This window comes from Vibrio rubrogenes, from assembly GCF_059641415.1.
On the sequence record NZ_JCARSY010000007.1, the window covers coordinates 38,067 to 54,578 of the forward strand.

Annotated in this window: 20 protein-coding genes; 12 read left to right on the forward strand and 8 right to left on the reverse strand. The window is 45.8% G+C overall.

The window, feature by feature from the left end:
- Window positions 1–11: 11 nt before the first annotated feature.
- From kdsD to mgtE, 11 genes are all read left to right on the forward strand, one after another.
- Window positions 12–983 carry an arabinose-5-phosphate isomerase KdsD gene (kdsD, locus tag AC55NX_RS07100; RefSeq protein ID WP_496995111.1) on the forward strand — a complete coding sequence of 324 codons (972 nt, stop codon included), beginning with the start codon at window positions 12–14 and terminating at the stop codon, window positions 981–983.
- Window positions 983–1,540 (forward strand): 3-deoxy-manno-octulosonate-8-phosphatase KdsC, encoded by a 558-nt coding sequence (kdsC, locus tag AC55NX_RS07105; RefSeq protein WP_496995112.1) that lies wholly within the window; start codon window positions 983–985, stop codon window positions 1,538–1,540. Before kdsD ends, kdsC begins: the two co-directional genes overlap by 1 nt.
- Window positions 1,537–2,100 carry an LPS export ABC transporter periplasmic protein LptC gene (gene lptC, locus AC55NX_RS07110; RefSeq protein ID WP_496995113.1) on the forward strand — a complete coding sequence of 188 codons (564 nt, stop codon included), beginning with the start codon at window positions 1,537–1,539 and terminating at the stop codon, window positions 2,098–2,100. Before kdsC ends, lptC begins: the two co-directional genes overlap by 4 nt.
- Window positions 2,081–2,578 carry a lipopolysaccharide transport periplasmic protein LptA gene (gene lptA / locus AC55NX_RS07115; RefSeq protein ID WP_059119812.1) on the forward strand — a complete coding sequence of 166 codons (498 nt, stop codon included), beginning with the start codon at window positions 2,081–2,083 and terminating at the stop codon, window positions 2,576–2,578. The genes lptC and lptA overlap by 20 nt, the downstream gene beginning before the upstream one ends.
- Before the next feature lie 3 nt (window positions 2,579–2,581).
- On the forward strand, window positions 2,582–3,307 hold the full coding sequence (gene lptB, locus AC55NX_RS07120; RefSeq protein WP_496995114.1) for an LPS export ABC transporter ATP-binding protein: 726 nt from the start codon (window positions 2,582–2,584) through the stop codon (window positions 3,305–3,307).
- A gap of 73 nt (window positions 3,308–3,380) precedes the next feature.
- Window positions 3,381–4,853: an RNA polymerase factor sigma-54 gene (locus AC55NX_RS07125; protein WP_496995115.1), complete on the forward strand. Its 1,473-nt coding sequence runs from the start codon at window positions 3,381–3,383 to the stop codon at window positions 4,851–4,853.
- A 24-nt stretch (window positions 4,854–4,877) separates the two neighbouring features.
- Window positions 4,878–5,165 (forward strand): ribosome hibernation promoting factor, encoded by a 288-nt coding sequence (gene hpf / locus AC55NX_RS07130; protein ID WP_496995116.1) that lies wholly within the window; start codon window positions 4,878–4,880, stop codon window positions 5,163–5,165.
- 2 nt (window positions 5,166–5,167) lie between these two features.
- Window positions 5,168–5,617 carry a PTS IIA-like nitrogen regulatory protein PtsN gene (gene ptsN, locus AC55NX_RS07135; protein ID WP_496995117.1) on the forward strand — a complete coding sequence of 150 codons (450 nt, stop codon included), beginning with the start codon at window positions 5,168–5,170 and terminating at the stop codon, window positions 5,615–5,617.
- A gap of 18 nt (window positions 5,618–5,635) precedes the next feature.
- Window positions 5,636–6,502 carry an RNase adapter RapZ gene (gene rapZ / locus AC55NX_RS07140; protein ID WP_496995118.1) on the forward strand — a complete coding sequence of 289 codons (867 nt, stop codon included), beginning with the start codon at window positions 5,636–5,638 and terminating at the stop codon, window positions 6,500–6,502.
- Window positions 6,503–6,539: 37 nt separating this feature from the next.
- Window positions 6,540–6,818: an HPr family phosphocarrier protein gene (locus tag AC55NX_RS07145; RefSeq protein WP_496995119.1), complete on the forward strand. Its 279-nt coding sequence runs from the start codon at window positions 6,540–6,542 to the stop codon at window positions 6,816–6,818.
- 112 nt (window positions 6,819–6,930) lie between these two features.
- Entirely contained in the window at window positions 6,931–8,289 is a 1,359-nt protein-coding gene (gene mgtE / locus AC55NX_RS07150) for a magnesium transporter (protein WP_496995120.1), read from the forward strand.
- A gap of 138 nt (window positions 8,290–8,427) precedes the next feature.
- Here the strand turns inward: mgtE and AC55NX_RS07155 are convergent, their stop codons facing one another.
- The 5 genes from AC55NX_RS07155 to pmbA form a co-directional block, all read right to left on the reverse strand.
- Window positions 8,428–8,922, reverse strand: coding sequence for an Hcp family type VI secretion system effector (locus tag AC55NX_RS07155; protein WP_059119804.1), 495 nt, complete (start codon window positions 8,920–8,922; stop codon window positions 8,428–8,430).
- A gap of 124 nt (window positions 8,923–9,046) precedes the next feature.
- A complete protein-coding gene (locus AC55NX_RS07160) occupies window positions 9,047–9,520 on the reverse strand; it encodes a hypothetical protein (RefSeq protein WP_496995121.1) in 474 nt (157 codons plus the stop codon).
- A 4-nt stretch (window positions 9,521–9,524) separates the two neighbouring features.
- Window positions 9,525–9,992: a DUF1240 domain-containing protein gene (locus AC55NX_RS07165; RefSeq protein WP_059119802.1), complete on the reverse strand. Its 468-nt coding sequence runs from the start codon at window positions 9,990–9,992 to the stop codon at window positions 9,525–9,527.
- The gene (locus AC55NX_RS07170) at window positions 9,992–10,867 is read right to left on the reverse strand and encodes a hypothetical protein (RefSeq protein WP_059119801.1); all 876 of its coding nucleotides are present in this window, start codon (window positions 10,865–10,867) and stop codon (window positions 9,992–9,994) included. Before AC55NX_RS07170 ends, AC55NX_RS07165 begins: the two co-directional genes overlap by 1 nt.
- A 243-nt stretch (window positions 10,868–11,110) precedes the next feature.
- Entirely contained in the window at window positions 11,111–12,457 is a 1,347-nt protein-coding gene (gene pmbA, locus AC55NX_RS07175) for a metalloprotease PmbA (protein ID WP_496995122.1), read from the reverse strand.
- Window positions 12,458–12,566: 109 nt separating this feature from the next.
- Here pmbA and yjgA point away from each other — a divergent pair, with 109 nt between their 5' ends.
- Window positions 12,567–13,094 (forward strand): ribosome biogenesis factor YjgA, encoded by a 528-nt coding sequence (gene yjgA, locus AC55NX_RS07180; protein WP_496995123.1) that lies wholly within the window; start codon window positions 12,567–12,569, stop codon window positions 13,092–13,094.
- 58 nt (window positions 13,095–13,152) lie between these two features.
- Here yjgA and thiQ read toward each other — a convergent pair whose 3' ends face one another.
- Genes thiQ through thiB form a run of 3 tightly spaced genes read right to left on the reverse strand, consistent with a single transcriptional unit; the run spans window position 13,153 to window position 16,434 of the window.
- On the reverse strand, window positions 13,153–13,857 hold the full coding sequence (gene thiQ, locus AC55NX_RS07185; protein WP_496995124.1) for a thiamine ABC transporter ATP-binding protein: 705 nt from the start codon (window positions 13,855–13,857) through the stop codon (window positions 13,153–13,155).
- Window positions 13,844–15,442 carry a thiamine/thiamine pyrophosphate ABC transporter permease ThiP gene (gene thiP / locus AC55NX_RS07190; protein WP_496995200.1) on the reverse strand — a complete coding sequence of 533 codons (1,599 nt, stop codon included), beginning with the start codon at window positions 15,440–15,442 and terminating at the stop codon, window positions 13,844–13,846. Before thiP ends, thiQ begins: the two co-directional genes overlap by 14 nt.
- A 14-nt stretch (window positions 15,443–15,456) precedes the next feature.
- Window positions 15,457–16,434 (reverse strand): thiamine ABC transporter substrate binding subunit, encoded by a 978-nt coding sequence (gene thiB / locus AC55NX_RS07195; RefSeq protein ID WP_496995201.1) that lies wholly within the window; start codon window positions 16,432–16,434, stop codon window positions 15,457–15,459.
- Window positions 16,435–16,512 lie beyond the last annotated feature (78 nt).

The following is a 16,512-nucleotide window of genomic DNA, read 5'->3' on the forward strand; positions in this document are numbered from 1 at the left end:
CGGAGTTGAGGATGCCACAACTAAACTATACTCAATCAGCAAAACAGGTTTTAGACATAGAAATCAAATGTTTACAACAAATAGAACAATACATTGACGAGCATTTCTGTCAAGCCTGCGACATGATCCTGAGTAATACGACGGGTAAAGTTATCGTCATGGGTATGGGTAAGTCTGGTCATATCGGTAAGAAAATGGCGGCAACCTTCGCCAGCACCGGAACCCCGTCTTTCTTTGTTCATCCGGGTGAGGCTGCACACGGGGATCTCGGTATGATCTCCGAAGGAGACATCGTGATTGCGATCTCTTATTCAGGTGAATCATCAGAGATACTCCCACTTTATCCGGTATTGAAACGTCGCTCGATCCGTATTATCAGCATGACCGGTAATCCACAATCCAATATGGCCAAGCTTGCTGATCTCCATTTACAAGTCTCCGTCCCGGAAGAAGCGTGCCCGTTAGGTCTGGCACCGACATCCAGCGCCACGGCAACACTTGTAATGGGTGATGCTCTTGCAATTACGCTGTTACAGGCTCGCGGATTCACTCAGGAAGATTTTGCGCTCTCTCATCCGGGCGGCGCATTGGGTCGTAAGCTGTTGCTCAAACTGGGTGATATTATGCATTCCGGAGATCAACTTCCTCTCGTCAGCCCTGATGCCTTAATCCGCGATGCCTTAATGGAAATCAGTCAAAAAGGGTTAGGCATGACGGCAGTGGTCGATCAACAGCAAAAGCTACTCGGTATTTTTACCGATGGCGATCTCAGACGAATTCTGGACAAACGTGTCGATATTCACAGCGCCAAGATTAGTGATGTGATGACCCGAAACCCAACCACTGCATCACCTCACATTCTTGCGGTGGAAGGGCTCAATTTAATGCAGGAAAAACGAATCAACGGTTTGATGTTGGTTGATAACGGCCTTCTGGTCGGCGCTCTCAACATGCACGACCTTCTGAAAGCAGGAGTGATGTAGTGACAGATATGGTTGAAACACTTTATGGCCCGGTGACTTCATCCATTTGGGAAGTGGCAAGTCAAATCCAATTACTCATCTGTGATGTGGATGGTGTTTTCTCCGATGGCCGGATTTATTTAGGCAATCAGGGGGAAGAACTGAAAACCTTTCATACCCGGGACGGGTATGGCATAAAATCGCTGATGAATGCAGGTATTGAGGTTGCCGTCGTAACTGGCAGGCACTCAAAAATAGTCGAAAACCGAATGAAAGCGCTGGGTATTTCACTGATTTATCAGGGGCAAGATGATAAAGTGAGCGCATATGCTGACATTTGTCAAAAAACGCAGATTTTACCGGAACATACCGCCTATATCGGTGATGATTTGATTGACTGGCCGGTCATGGCACAAGTCGCGTTGAAAGTCTGTGTGGCCGACGGTCATCCATTACTGGTCAAAAGAGCCAGCTACGTCACGACTATTCCGGGTGGTCATGGTGCCGTACGGGAAGTCTGTGATTTAATCTTACAGTCCCGGGGTGAGCTGGAAATGCATAAAGGTTTGAGTATATGAGTCTGGCTCGTACAATCTATATACTCTTATTTTTCATTATCTGCTGGTCCATTTACTATCTGCTCGATAATGAAAGAAAAGCGAATGTACAAGTAGCTCCGAATACGGAGCTACCGATGTTTAGTGGAGAACATCTTTCAAATATTTCGTATGGCGCAGACGGTGTGAGAAGTTATACCATCACATCAACGCATTTGGATTATTATGCCAAAAGCGGCAACACCGTATTCGAGCATCCGATTTTACAGGTTTACCGTGACGGGCGAATCATGGAATGGAAAGTGACGGCTCAACGGGGAATTCTGACCAAGAATAAAATATTAACGCTTTACGACAACGTGATTGGTAAAAACTTACTTGAGGATTCCAGTTTCGAGTCACTTGAAACAGCAAAGCTCAGTATGCAGTTGGATAACCGTGATTTTTGGACAGACACACCCGTCTTACTGAAAGGTCCACAATTTGAAACACAAGGTCAGGCGATGAAAGGAAATTTTGCCGATCATAACGCCTTACTTTATAACCATGTACAGGGTAGATATGAAAATCTCACACCTTAGTTTGATCGCTTGCCTGTTTATCTCAAGCGGCGCTTTGGCATTATCAACAGATACCGAACAACCGGTTTACATCGATTCGGATAGTCAGCAACTTGATTTAAAAAGTAATCAGGTTACTTTTGTGGGCAACGTAACCCTCAAACAAGGAAGCATTAATATCCATGCTGACAAGTTAATCGTGACTCGGAATCCTCAAAACGGACAGATCGAGGAAATCCAAGGTTTCGGTGATCTGGCCACGTTCTCTCAGTTAACCGATGAAGGGAAAACCCTCTATGGCGAAGCCAAGAAACTCAATTATCAAATGGCTGCGGACCAATTGACCATGACGGATAAAGCGATGCTATCGCAAGATGATAGTGTGATCCGCAGTACCAAAATCCGTTACAAAATTTCTGCACAAAAACTCATTGCAGACGGAAATTCAAACGAGCGTGTATCCACAGTCCTGCAGCCGCAGGCAACGAATAAAGAATAAACCATGGCCATACTAAAAGCAGAGCATTTAGCCAAAAGCTATAAAAAGAGAAAAGTCGTCTCTGATGTCAGCCTACAGGTAGAGTCCGGACAGATTGTCGGCCTGCTGGGTCCGAATGGTGCGGGTAAGACAACTTCGTTTTACATGATTGTCGGCCTCGTTGCCCGAGATGAAGGCTCGATCCAAATTGATGACAAAGACATCAGTGTTCTGCCAATGCACCAGCGCTCTCGCATGGGTATCGGTTATCTGCCACAAGAGGCATCTATTTTCCGCAAGCTCTCGGTTGAAGACAACATCATGGCGGTGTTGCAAACCCGGGAGAAACTTTCGCGAGAGGAGCGTCAGGATAGACTCGAAGACTTACTGGAAGAATTCCATATCGGACACATTCGCTACAGCGCCGGGATGGCACTCTCCGGTGGTGAGCGACGCCGCGTAGAAATCGCCCGGGCGCTGGCTGCCAACCCACAATTCATTTTGTTGGATGAACCGTTTGCCGGGGTTGACCCCATCTCAGTCATTGATATCAAAAAAATTATTGAACACCTCAGGGATCGGGGACTCGGTGTTTTGATTACTGATCATAATGTCAGGGAAACCTTGGATGTTTGTGAAAAAGCCTATATCGTAAGCCAAGGAAACCTAATCGCAGAAGGAACACCTCAAGAAGTTCTCAATAACGAGCAGGTCAAACAGGTTTATCTCGGTGAACAATTCCGTCTATGATTAAAGTAAGAGCGGAATTTGAGTCAGACAAACATCAGAATACGGCAACACAGAATAAGGCAATCGAAACTGAATGAAACCGTCACTACAACTCAAGTTAGGTCAACAGTTAGCCATGACACCTCAGTTGCAGCAAGCGATTCGATTGCTGCAACTTTCGACGTTAGATCTCCAGCAAGAGATTCAGGAAGCACTCGATTCCAACCCACTACTTGATGTTGAAGATGCACATGATGAAATCAATTCCCAAGAAGAAAAAGCAGAAGCGTTAAAAGAAGCAACAGCTGATGTGGCCGATACCGAACCGGAGCCACAAGATAGTTCAGAAATGATTGAAAAATCAGAAATAAGCAATGAACTTGAAATCGATACAACTTGGGATGATGTATACAGTGCCAATACAGGTAGTACCGGTATTTCACTTGATGAAGATACACCTGTCTATCAGGGTGAAACCACGCAGACACTACAAGATTACCTGCTGTGGCAATTAGATTTAACGCCCTTCAGTGACACGGATCGAGCCATTGCTCTGGCGATCATTGATGCCATAGACGACTATGGCTATATGACGCTCTCTCTTGAAGACATTCTGGAAAGTGTCAAAAGTGAAGAATATGACGATATCGAGCTGGATGAAATCGAGGCAGTCAGAAAACGCATTCAGCAATTTGATCCTTTAGGTGTCGCATCATTGAACCTACAGGACTGTCTGTTATTGCAACTGGCAACATATCCCAGTGATACACCATGGCTCAACGAAGCCAGACGCCTGCTGACTGACCACATAGATCAATTGGGAAACCGGGATTACAAACTAATCCAAAAAGAAGCAAAGCTAAAAGAAGATGAATTACGGGCTGCTTTGCAACTCATTCAAGAACTCAATCCACGCCCCGGGAATGATATTAACGCGGAACATGCCGAGTATGTCATTCCGGATGTTTCGGTCTTCAAAGACCGGGGAAAATGGGTCGTCACCATCAATCCGGACAGTATGCCAAGATTAAAAATCAACCAGCAATACGCAGAACTGGGACGGGGAAATAGCGCAGACAGTAATTATATCCGAACGAATTTACAAGAAGCAAAATGGTTAATTAAAAGTTTAGAGAGTCGAAACGAGACGTTGCTCAAAGTTGCCAAGTGTATAGTTGAACATCAGCACGATTTCTTCGAGTATGGGGAAGAAGCAATGAAACCGATGGTTCTGAATGATGTCGCCCTTGCCGTTGACATGCATGAATCAACCATCTCACGGGTCACGACCCAAAAGTTTATGCATACCCCTCGGGGCATATTCGAGCTGAAGTACTTTTTCTCTAGCCACGTAAGCACAGACAATGGTGGAGAATGTTCATCAACCGCAATTCGCGCACTGATCAAAAAACTGGTTGCCGCAGAAAATCCGGCGAAGCCACTCAGTGACAGTAAAATTGCAACACTACTAGCTGATCAGGGGATTCAGGTCGCTAGACGTACCATTGCAAAGTACCGAGAGTCTTTGGGTATATCCCCATCGAGTCAGCGTAAACGCCTGCTATAAAGGCCCAACAGAGAAGGAAAGTCTATGCAAATCAATATTAATGGCCACCACATTGATCTGACCGATTCAATGCAAGACTATGTTCACTCAAAATTTGATAAACTTGAGCGGTTTTTTGACCATATCAACAGCATACAGGTCATTTTACGTGTTGAAAAACTTCAACAAATCGCTGAAGCGACGCTTCATGTCAATCAAGGAGAGATCCATGCGACCTCTGAAGATGAAAACATGTATGCAGCAATCGATAGCCTGGTTGACAAGTTAGTCCGTCAGCTGAATAAGCATAAAGAAAAATTAAGTAGTCATTAATCATGCAACTCAATGAAGTTCTGTCTCTGGACTGCACGAAAAGTGCAGTCCAATGTTCGAGCAAAAAACGAGCGTTAGAAATCATCAGTGAAATCGCAGCCAATTATACGGGCCAGAATGCAACCGAACTGTTTGAAAATATGCTCTCCCGAGAAAAAGTTGGCAGTACCGGTATCGGTAACGGCATTGCCATCCCACATGCAAGAATGACATTCAGTGAAAATGCGGTTGCTGTTCTCATTCAATGTGAAGAGCCGATCGATTTTGATGCGATCGATAATCGCCCTGTCGATATCCTATTTGCCTTGTTTGTCCCGGAAGAGCAATGTCAAATCCATCTGAAAACTCTCGCTCAAATGGCTGAACGACTGAATGACAAGCAAGTGTTAAAGCAGCTTCGCAAAGCTGAAAACGATCAAGAACTTTATGATATCATGGTCAACCAGTCTTAATTTTCTGAGTATGTCACGATGCGCTTAATTGTTGTAAGTGGTCAATCCGGTGCCGGCAAAAGTGTCGCCTTAAGAGTGCTGGAAGATCTGGGATACTATTGTGTCGATAACCTCCCTATCGATTTATTGGATGCTTTCCTTCAATCGGTACAGGGCAGCAAACAGAATGTCGCGGTCAGTATTGATATCCGCAACTTACCCCATGACCCGTCACTGCTCGGCGAAACCTTCCGGTCACTGAAAGAGTCTGTCTCGCATGATGTTAATGTACTTTTCCTTGATGCCACCGAAGATGCACTGCTCAAACGCTATAGTGAAACCCGCCGGATTCATCCCCTCTCCTTACACAACAATAATTTGACTCTGGCGCAAGCCATCGCTCAAGAAAAACGCATCCTCGCACCGTTGAAAAAACAGGCAGACATGCTGCTCGACAGTACCAATAAATCGATTCACGAACTCAGTGAAACGATCCGTATGCGGGTTGAAGGAAGAGAGCGTAAACGTCTGATCATCGTTTTTGAATCGTTTGGCTTTAAGTATGGTTTACCCAGTGACGCTGATTTTGTTTTCGACGTTCGTTTTCTACCAAATCCTCACTGGCAACCTGAATTACGTGCATTTACCGGACTCGATGTACCGGTAAAATCATTCTTGGAACAACATACAGAGGTGATTGATATGCGCCAGCATATTCAGTCATTCATTGATTACTGGCTCCCCTCTCTGGAGAAGAATAATCGTAGTTATCTGACCATTGCCATTGGCTGTACCGGCGGAAAACATCGTTCTGTCTATCTGACCCAACAAATCGGGGAATACTTCTCCCAACTTGGACATCAGGTACAAATTCGCCATACTTCACTTGAAAAACATCACACCTAAAACCAGCGCTTGAGACAAGCCAACAGAGGATCATGCGATGCCACAACTCAGTAAAACGGTTTTAATTCAGAATAAGCTAGGACTTCATGCCAGAGCGGCCGTTAAACTTGTGGAGTTGGCCCAATCATTCGATGCCATTCTGACCATTCGGAGTCAGGAAGGAAAAGAAGCCATCGCAGATGGCGTGATGGGACTCCTGATGCTTGAATCAGCTCAGGGGCAATATGTCACCATCTCTGCTGAAGGCAGTGAAGCGGAACCGGCATTAGACGCGGTTTGCTGTTTAATCGAAGATAAATTCGAAGAAGAAGATTAACCGACTATTTTAACGCAAAATAAATTTCATCCTGCAATAACTTCTTATTAAATCAGGCATAGAATTAAGTTACTATGTCACTTACATAATAAATACGGCACAGGGGGAAGTTATGGCAGAGCATATTGAGTTTGATCAGGCTCACCTTACCCTCCGGGAAGTCACAGAAGCCTTAGAAAATGGTCGTTTTGTCCATGTCCGTCGCCAACTTCAGGACATGGAACCAGAAGATATCGCTCACCTTCTGGAAGCCTCACCTCGTAAAAGTCGTAATGTCCTCTGGCAACTGACCGATCCGGAAGACTATGGTGAAATCCTCGATGAGCTCAGTGAAGACGTCAAAGACGCACTGGTGTCCAAAATGGCGCCGGAACGGCTGGCTGAAGCCACTGAAGGCATGGATACCGATGACCTTGCTTACGTGTTGCGAAGTCTGCCTGATGGTCTCTCCCGGGAAATTCTATCCCAGATGGATAATGTCGACCGTCTTCGGGTCGAAATGGCACTCTCATATCCGGAGGATACTGCCGGCGGTCTGATGAACACCGACTTTGTCACGATTCGTGGCGACGTTGATGTTGATGTTGTCCTGCGTTATTTACGGATGAAAGGCGAATTACCACAGGCAACCGACGCACTTTATGTGATTGATGAAGAGAGTAAACTCATCGGTCATCTTTCTCTTGCCAGCTTATTAACCAGTCAACCGGATGTTCGTATCTGCGACATTATGGAAGATGCTGATGAAGCCATTCAGGTCGATGCCAAAGACTCTGACGTTGCCAGTCTGTTTGAACGGCGCAACTGGGTTTCAGCACCGGTCGTCAATGCTGAACAACATCTGTTAGGCCGGATCACCATTGATGACGTAGTCGATGTTATCCGTGAAGATGCCGAGCACTCGATGATGAGTTTAGCGGGGATGGACGATGAAGAAGACACGTTCGCACCGGTGATGAAATCGGCCCGGAAACGAAGTATCTGGTTGGGCGCGAATGTTCTCGCGGCACTGGCAGCGGCTTCGGTATCGAATATGTTTGAGACCACACTCGAACAGATGGCTTCGATCGCAGTGCTGATGACCATTGTTCCCTCAATGGGTGGTGTTGCCGGCAACCAAACCATTGCACTGGTGATTCGAGGATTGGCTTTGGGACACATCGGTGACAGTAACAAACGAGAACTGCTGCTCAAAGAAGCGGCGGTCGGTCTGCTCAACGGCTGCCTCTGGGCACTGCTGATTGGCGGTATTGTCGTGCTGTGGAAAGGCAACTGGTTACTTGGAGGCATTATTTCCGCAGCCATGTTAACCAATCTGACAGTCGCGGGTATCGCCGGGGTTACCATTCCGATCATACTGAAAAAGATGAAAATTGACCCTGCACTCGCCGGTGGGATGGCACTCACCACCGTTACCGACGTGATTGGTCTGTTTGTCTTTCTCGGACTGGCGACCATTTTTATCGCCTGAGGTGTTTTGTGATCTTGATAAATGTGATTCCACAAACCGCTTAAAATATTCCAGAGCGCTTAAGCAAGGGCATTTATGCCCTTGCATGTTTGTTCCATCACATTCATCAATATTTTTCGCGTATTTCACGGGTTAGTATTATTCACCCCAACCACCCTGATCCCAGTTGTCATATCCCATCGTCCCGCTGATGCTGTGCTGCCAGGCAATTTCCTGATAGCTGAGTTCGATGACTTCATGCATTTCTTCCTGATGCGCATGAACGGTATGTGGCAGGGCAAAGCTCATGCCGCTGATAATCGCTTTCGTCAGTTCGATAGAATAAAACTTTTCGTTATAGCCCTGTTCATTGGTACGGTAAAAATGAATCACACAATCGAGATGTTCCTGCCGGGCAAATGCCGTAGATAACAGTGGACTGGATTTATCAATATTCTTGATAATGCGAATCGGAGCATGACTTTTTCCATGCTGATGCGGCGCCTTCGCCATATGATGATCACAGGAAAGAATCGTGATTTCATCCGTATGGGATTCCTGATATTTATTCCCCATTGAGTCTTTGGTGTTACACCCGCTAGAAATTAATCCCTGTTTTTCACCAGAGATTGTCATGTATGCTACATGTGCCATAAAGAACCAACCTTTTTATCGTGAAAGTGATTATGCTTCTTTTGAAGCAAACCACTTTATTGTTATAGAAAACATAATCGTTGTTAAAAACAGACTGAATACATAATGAATTCAGTCCTTTTAATTAATATCTCCCGGCTTTTTTCTTTTCTTCAATCAACTGTTCACAGATTTGTTGACTATTTGTATAGATAGATTTTGAACGTTTATATCCTACAACCTCCAACTCTTCACAATTCATATAATTATATTTTTCCATAAAACTATCGGAGAAGCAGAATAAAACAAAAGGGCCAAAAATAAATAAATTTAGAATCATAGAATTCAACTTTTCCAGACACCACTCTATTTTGGGCGTAAATTTTATTTTTCTCAAAAAACCAACAGATGTAGAATATACAACTATCCCAATCCCCCACAAAAACATAAGTATCTCTGTAAAGGAAAGTTCAATAATAGGTGAATGATTAGCGACTAAGAAAATAAAGTGACCAACATAGTACTCAGGATAAACAAAAAAAACTATAACCAAAGGAACAAAGATACTATAGGCAACTATTTCCTTCCAAGTTAACCGTGAATCGGATTTTCTTTTCATTCAATCAGTACCTATCTGATATTTCTTGAACTAGTTGCTGACAGGTGGCAGACGTATCTGTATAAAAATGAGCACGAAATATTGGCCATGAAGGCTGGTATTCTGCTTTTTCACACCGTTGATAATCATGATTTTTTATTAAATAAGGTATAGTAAAGCCAGAAACAATAGGTAATATGAACATTAATACTAATCCATAAATTATTCCTTTTCCTATTCGACTTTCAGCTGCTGGTGAGATTTTTCGATAAAATATCAAGATTACAAAAGCAACACAGAAACTAGAGAGTCCAATTCCCCCTCCAAATCCATACATAGCCCCACGGTCAAACTCAATCACGCTTGGTAATTCAATTAAACTGTCAATTAACTGATATAAGGCAATCCCAAAAGCAAGGAAAGCGAATAAAGCAAAACCTAAAAAAAACAATAATGCTAATAATAACTTAGGAATAGTAACTTCTTCTTTCACTAGAAATATACCTTTGGTTGAGGAGACAAAAATCGATCAATTGAATGTTTAGTAAAATCAATTATCATCTGTTGCGCTGACTCCAGTACATAATCAATCACAGAACCGGCAGCACGTGCCATTGTATCTTCAAATTGATGTTTAGCCCGAGCAAGATAATTATTAACGCCATTTCCCATTTCATCTAAAACCTCAACGACTCTATCAGTAATATGGTAATGATTATCAATATAGGTTAAAGCTATATTTCCAACAAAACCGATAATTACAACAGCAGCAAGCGGCCCAATGGCAAAAGAAAGCAATCCAGCTCCGTAGGCTGCTACGATAGAAGCTCCCGTTACAATCCCAATCTTCACCACATCAGTAGCCAAAGATCCAATTAATCGAGATAACGTTATTTCATCAGTTAAAACATAATCAGCAATCCGATAGGCGCTCATTAAAATAACGGAAAGCACGCCACCAGCTTTTGCACCACTAATCGCCGCAGCTTTTCCTAAACCCATTGTCACGACCTTGGCGTTTTTCACTCCATATTTTGTCCCAGTCAACACTGTTCTCAAACGAGGATTACCCTTTAAAATAATATGTGGTTTACCACCATAGGTCTTTATATAAGCTTTGGTTCCAATACCACCCAAATCACTAATCAGTTTTACGAGGGTTAGGCCATCATCTGCTGTAGAATACCAGTTTGCCCCATCTCCAGCTCTGTCTCTTAGTTTCTTCCAAGTATCTTTCACAGTCTTCGAATAAGCATGAGGTGAATATTTCACAATATTATCCATCTCTTCAAATGAGATGACATAGATTTCATGCTGGTTGGATTGAATATCTTGCTTAATTGCAGCACGCTCTTGAGGAGATAACATGACTTTATTCCTTACCGACAGAATCGATGATTCACTCAGCGACACAAATCGGACTACGCTGAAAACCATGAAGAAGAACTGGAAAAATTTGCTATAAATTAACATAGCAATTCAAGATGTTGCAGTGCTTTGTTGTGACTCGTGATATTTTACTCAAAATAAATACCAGTCACTGATAATTATCGTATTAAGAAAAAGCGGGCTATCAAGCCCGCTTCAATCGATTTGATGGAAGAAGAATAATTATTCCCCGGCTACCTTCATTGATTCAATCAGAATAGAACCGGTCTGAATCTGAGAACGCACATCAACATCATTGCCGACTGCAACGATGTTGCTAAACATATCTTTCAGCCCCGCGGCAATGGTGATGCCAGATACTGGATACTGAATCTCGCCATTTTCAACCCAGAAACCGGCAGCACCACGTGAGTAATCACCGGTAACAATATTCACGCCCTGTCCCATCACTTCAGTGACCAAGAAACCGGTACCCATTGCTTTCAGCATCTGCTGGAAATCCTGCTCACCGGAGGATTTCACAAACCAGTTGTGAATTCCGCCGGCATGGCCGGTCGGCGTCATATTCAACTTTCTCGCAGCATAACTGGTCAGCAAATAAGTCTCTAACACCCCATCGGTGACGATGTCTAAATCCCGTGTGGCCAGACCTTCACTGTCAAACGGGCTGGAAGCCAATCCACGCAGAATATGTGGTCGCTCAGCAATCGAAAACCAGTCCGGGAAAATTTTCTCGCCCAGATGATCCAGCAAGAATGATGACTTACGATATAAATTGCCACCGGAAATCGCCATCACGAAATGGCCGATCAGGCCGGTCGCAATTTCCGGAGCAAACATCACCGGATAATGACCGGTTTTCAGTTTTTGCGGATCCAACCGATTCACGGTTCGCTCGGCCGCAAGTTGACCGACTTGTTGCGGAGTCCACAGATCATCTTTATGGCGCGCAATGGTATAGCTGTAATCTCGCTCCATGTGATCCTGTTTGCCCTGACCAATCACACAGCAACTGATACTGTGACGGCTGGATGTATAACTGGCAAGCAGGCCATGACTATTGCCGTAGACTTTGACACCGTAGTGGCTGTCATAACTCGCGCCATCACTCTGTTTGATCTTGGTGCTGTAATCGAGCGCGGCTCTTTCTGCGGCAATCGCAATGCTGGCAGCCTCATCCGGATTCGGTTCATCCGGGTGGAACAGATCCAGATCCGGGATCTCTTGCACCATCAACTCTTTTGGTGCAGGGCCGGCAAACGGATCTTCCGAGGTATAGTGGGCAATATCCAATGCAGCCAGTACAGTCTGCTGAATCGCCTGTTCACTCAGATCGGATGTCGAAGCACTGCCTTTGCGTTGACCCCGGTAAACTGTAATCCCCAAGGCACCATCACTGTTAAACTCAACATTCTCGACTTCACAAAAACGGGTTGAAACACTGAGCCCCGTACTCTTGGTAATCGCCACTTCTGCGGCGTCCGCTTGTGACGATGCAAGCTCTAAAGCTTTCGCGACTGCAGCTTCAAGCTCACTTCGCTGTTGTGCAACTTGCTGTTTTACATTCATAACTGATGTCTCTTCTTGAAACTATTTCGATAGCATAACAAGAAATTCTCGTTCTCCCCACGATTCTTGCTAAAATAACAGACATTGATAAGCAGATAAGTTAGAGACTATGGCGCGAAAAAATCAAAAAGCTCCCTGGGAAGAGGAAGAAGAGATCATTTGGGTCAGTAAAACCGAAATGAAGAATGACATGATTGAGTTGCAACAACTCGGGGAAGCACTGGTTGAACTCAAGCCGGCCTCTTTGGAGAAGTTCCCGTTGCCGGCCGAGCTTGCCGAGGCAATCAAAGATGCACAACGCTTTAAGAATGAAGCGAGAAGACGACAGCTTCAGTATATTGGCCGTTTGATGCGTCATATCGATGTGGAACCGATTCAGGCAGCCTTGGATAAGTACCGTAACAAACATGCTCAGGCAACCGCCGCGTTCCACCGTTTGGAACAACAGCGGGATCAATTGATTGAGGAGGGGGATACGGCCATCAATACCGTGATAGAAAAGTATCCTGAAGTGGACCGTCAGCAACTGCGTCATCTGATTCGTCAGGCGAAAAAAGAACAGCAGAGCGGAAAATCATCAAAATCAGCCAGAGAGATCTTCCAACTCCTGAAATCGTTAGAAGAAACTTCGGAGTAATATCAATATCTACGCGATGAAGGCGTCATGCCGTGATAAAGGCATGGCACTTTCATCCTCAATTTCCCGCACGGATAAACGCATTCAGCGACTCGCTCGGGTGCGATGCAGTCAACCCCTCGATTTCTCCGGTCACCTGAACATGATTCTCATCGATATAGGCAAAATGGCTGGCCATATTTTTGGCATCATTGACATGATGTGTAACCATCAGCACCGAAATATTCCGCTCATTGGCCAAACGTCTGACCAAAGCCAGCATATCAGCCCGTAAAATCGGATCTAATGCTGAGAATGGTTCATCCAACAGCCAGTGTGAACGTTCCTGTACAAAACAACGCGCCAGCGCAACCCGCTGCCGTTGCCCGCCGGACAACTGTTCCGGCCGTCGGTCTAACAGTGTTTCGATGCCAACCTGATACGCAGCATGTCCGACTTTATCCCAGTCTTTACGCGTCAGTTTTAACCCCGGATGCAGTCCCAGTCCGATATTGTCACGCACCGATAAATGAGAAAAAAGATTGTGCTCCTGAAATAGCATCGAGAATGGACGCTCATACGGCGGCAGTGCCAACACCGACTGATCATCAACCCGGATATCACCGGACTTCGGCGCAATAAACCCGGCAACCAGACTTAACAGCGTCGATTTCCCGGCCCCACTCGGCCCCATCAGAGCCCAGATACTACCTTGCGGCACAGCAAGCGAGAAATCAAACCATTCCTGTTGATATTCATAACGCACCTGATCAAGTGTCAGCATTGATATATCCCCCGCGCCGAAACAGGCGCTCCGCAATGAAAAAGCATCCGAGACTGATGATCAATAAACAACCGGCCACCACAGCAGCGGATTCCATCTGATAGCTTCCCAGTAACTGATAAAGATAAAGTGGCAAGGTTCTGAAATCCTGACTGCCAAATAACGCGATGGCACTCAAATCCCCCATCGCCACCAAAAAGCTGATCACCCATGCGTGAATAATCGGCTTTCTCACGGCACGCCACTCCACCAGCCAAAAACGACGCCATCCCTGCATTCCCAGACTGGCGCACAGATACTGATACTGCTGCGCCAACATCCACAACGGTTGTTGTAAGGTTTTAATCACATAAGGCAAAGCCATCATGGCATTGACCGCCACAACGACCCAATAGGCAAAATCAAACGCATTAGTAAAAGTGCGTAACAGCAGAAAGAGCCCGGTACTGATCACCAAACCCGGTGTGACCAAAACCATCATGCCGACCGTTTCCAGCATATCGGCACGCCGCCGTTGATGATACAGCCGCCAACTCCGGCTCGTCAGCAAAACACCGATACCCGCAACCAGAGCGAGAGAGCCGGCCACGACCGCAACACGCAAAGAGCTCCCGAATGCCTGCCAAAAACCCGCGCCACTCAGCACTACCCATAGGTGTGAATTGAGGCCGGAAATCATCACCATGGCGAGCGGCGGCAACACTAACAGTCCACAGCCAATAATCCATCCGCAATCCCAGTAACGTGCCCAACGACTATCACGAAATAACGGCTGGCGGGGAGAATCTCCCTGACTACTCGCGTTGATAGTTTTCGTCAGGCTTTGCAGCATGAAAGCCAACACCCCACACAGTAACATTTGCCACAGTGCTAACATGGCACCGGCGCGCAGATCAAAATCAAACTTAATCGCCTGATAGATAGCCAGTTCAATAGTGGTAGACTGCGGCCCGCCCCCCAATGCCATTACGGTCGCAAAGCTGGTAAAACACAACATGAAAACCAATCCGGCGACATGGGGCATCTGCTGACGAATCCGTGGCCAGTTGACATAACGAAACACTTGCCACGGTGTCATCCCCAGATGACAGGCTAATAGTGACTGCTCTCTGGGGATCATTTCCAGCGTATGTAAAAACAACCGGCTGGCATAAGGCAGATTAAAAAAAACATGCGCCAGCAAGATGCCATTCAAACCATAAACTGAAAAGCTGAAATCCAGATCCAGTGTATGCAGTGCATCGGCTAAAAAACCGCTGCGGCCATAAATCGCCAGCAAACCAAACACCCCGACTAACACCGGTATCACCAATGTGGTCGAAAAAAGTTTGATCAGAAAATCGCGGCCGGGAAAAGCGCGACGGTGTAAAGCCAAGGCAACCGGAATCGCCGGAATCACACTCAGCAACATGGATAACAATGCCTGATAAAAACTAAACCGCGTGACATGGAGATAATAAGGGTCACTCAGCACAGTCATCAGTTCGAGACCGGATGCATGAACCAGTAATGCCCCGAATGCACTCAGGATAAAGACCACGACACCCGTCGCAACCCAGAGCCCGATTCGGGGAACCCGTTGCAGGATCACCGTACCAATTACCGTGCCTGCGTGAGCGCTGTTTGCCACTCACGAATCCAATGTTTACGATTTTCTGCAATCTGCGGCGCAGAAAACTGTAATGCTTTCTTCGGTATAGAAAGATGACTGTAAGCATCCGGCAGCGCGACCGATGTCACCGGATACATCCAGTTCGTCGTCGGAATGACTGACTGAAAATCATCGCTCAAGATAAACTGCATAAACTGATCGGCAAGCGCCTGATGTGGACTACCCGCCAATTTCGCAGCCACTTCGACCTGCATGTAATGACCTTCCGAAAACTCAGCGGCCGCATAGCGATCATCCTGCTCAGCAACCTGATGATAGGCCGGTGAAGTGGTGTACGACAGGACCATATCAGATTCGCCTTTGAGAAACATCGAATAGGCTTCCGACCAACCTTTGGTGACCGTGACCGTTTTCTCCGCCAATTGTTGCCAGGCTTGAGCCGCCTGATCACCGTAGACGGATTTCATCCATAACAGCAGTCCCTGACCCGGAGTCGATGTCCGCGGATCCTGATAGATGATTTTCAAATCAGGCGCTTGTTCAACCAGTGCTTTAAGACTGTGTGGCGGATTGGGGAGTAAATCCTTACGGTAAACAAAAGCAAAATAACCATAATCGTAAGGAATGAACACATCATCATGCCAGCCGTTGGGGAGCGTTAATGCTGTGGTATCGACATGATGTTTGGCTAACAGTCCCGTCTGTTTGGCTTCTGCCATCAGGCTGTCATCCAGCCCCAGAACGATATCCGCCTGACTATGATTGCCTTCAAGGCGCAGACGATTGAGAATTGAGACTCCATCGTCGAGTGCCACATAGTTCAGCTCACAGTGACAGCGCGCCTCAAATGCTTGCTTAATCGCAGGCCCGGGGCCCCATTCCGAGGTAAAAGAATCATAGGTATACACGGTCAGTTCAGGGGACTTAGCCTGCACCAATCCGGTGGTCAAACTTAAGATGAAGATGCCTGCATAAATAGAGGCTTTAGAATAGTTCAATGTCACGGCTCGCTCTCCTTGATACGAGCGGCACAGGGTTGAGGC

Bases quoted from the DNA above. Each gene is read 5' to 3' on its own strand.
- kdsD (WP_496995111.1), top strand. From the start codon at position 12: ATGCCACAACTAAACTATACTCAATCAGCAAAACAGGTTTTAGACATA.
- lptC (WP_496995113.1), top strand. From the start codon at position 1,537: ATGAGTCTGGCTCGTACAATCTATATACTCTTATTTTTCATTATCTGC.
- lptA (WP_059119812.1), top strand. From the start codon at position 2,081: ATGAAAATCTCACACCTTAGTTTGATCGCTTGCCTGTTTATCTCAAGC.
- lptB (WP_496995114.1), top strand. From the start codon at position 2,582: ATGGCCATACTAAAAGCAGAGCATTTAGCCAAAAGCTATAAAAAGAGA.
- AC55NX_RS07125 (WP_496995115.1), top strand. From the start codon at position 3,381: ATGAAACCGTCACTACAACTCAAGTTAGGTCAACAGTTAGCCATGACA.
- hpf (WP_496995116.1), top strand. From the start codon at position 4,878: ATGCAAATCAATATTAATGGCCACCACATTGATCTGACCGATTCAATG.
- ptsN (WP_496995117.1), top strand. From the start codon at position 5,168: ATGCAACTCAATGAAGTTCTGTCTCTGGACTGCACGAAAAGTGCAGTC.
- rapZ (WP_496995118.1), top strand. From the start codon at position 5,636: ATGCGCTTAATTGTTGTAAGTGGTCAATCCGGTGCCGGCAAAAGTGTC.
- AC55NX_RS07145 (WP_496995119.1), top strand. From the start codon at position 6,540: ATGCCACAACTCAGTAAAACGGTTTTAATTCAGAATAAGCTAGGACTT.
- mgtE (WP_496995120.1), top strand. From the start codon at position 6,931: ATGGCAGAGCATATTGAGTTTGATCAGGCTCACCTTACCCTCCGGGAA.
- AC55NX_RS07155 (WP_059119804.1), bottom strand. From the start codon at position 8,922: ATGGCACATGTAGCATACATGACAATCTCTGGTGAAAAACAGGGATTA.
- AC55NX_RS07160 (WP_496995121.1), bottom strand. From the start codon at position 9,520: ATGAAAAGAAAATCCGATTCACGGTTAACTTGGAAGGAAATAGTTGCC.
- AC55NX_RS07170 (WP_059119801.1), bottom strand. From the start codon at position 10,867: ATGTTATCTCCTCAAGAGCGTGCTGCAATTAAGCAAGATATTCAATCC.
- pmbA (WP_496995122.1), bottom strand. From the start codon at position 12,457: ATGAATGTAAAACAGCAAGTTGCACAACAGCGAAGTGAGCTTGAAGCT.
- yjgA (WP_496995123.1), top strand. From the start codon at position 12,567: ATGGCGCGAAAAAATCAAAAAGCTCCCTGGGAAGAGGAAGAAGAGATC.
- thiQ (WP_496995124.1), bottom strand. From the start codon at position 13,857: ATGCTGACACTTGATCAGGTGCGTTATGAATATCAACAGGAATGGTTT.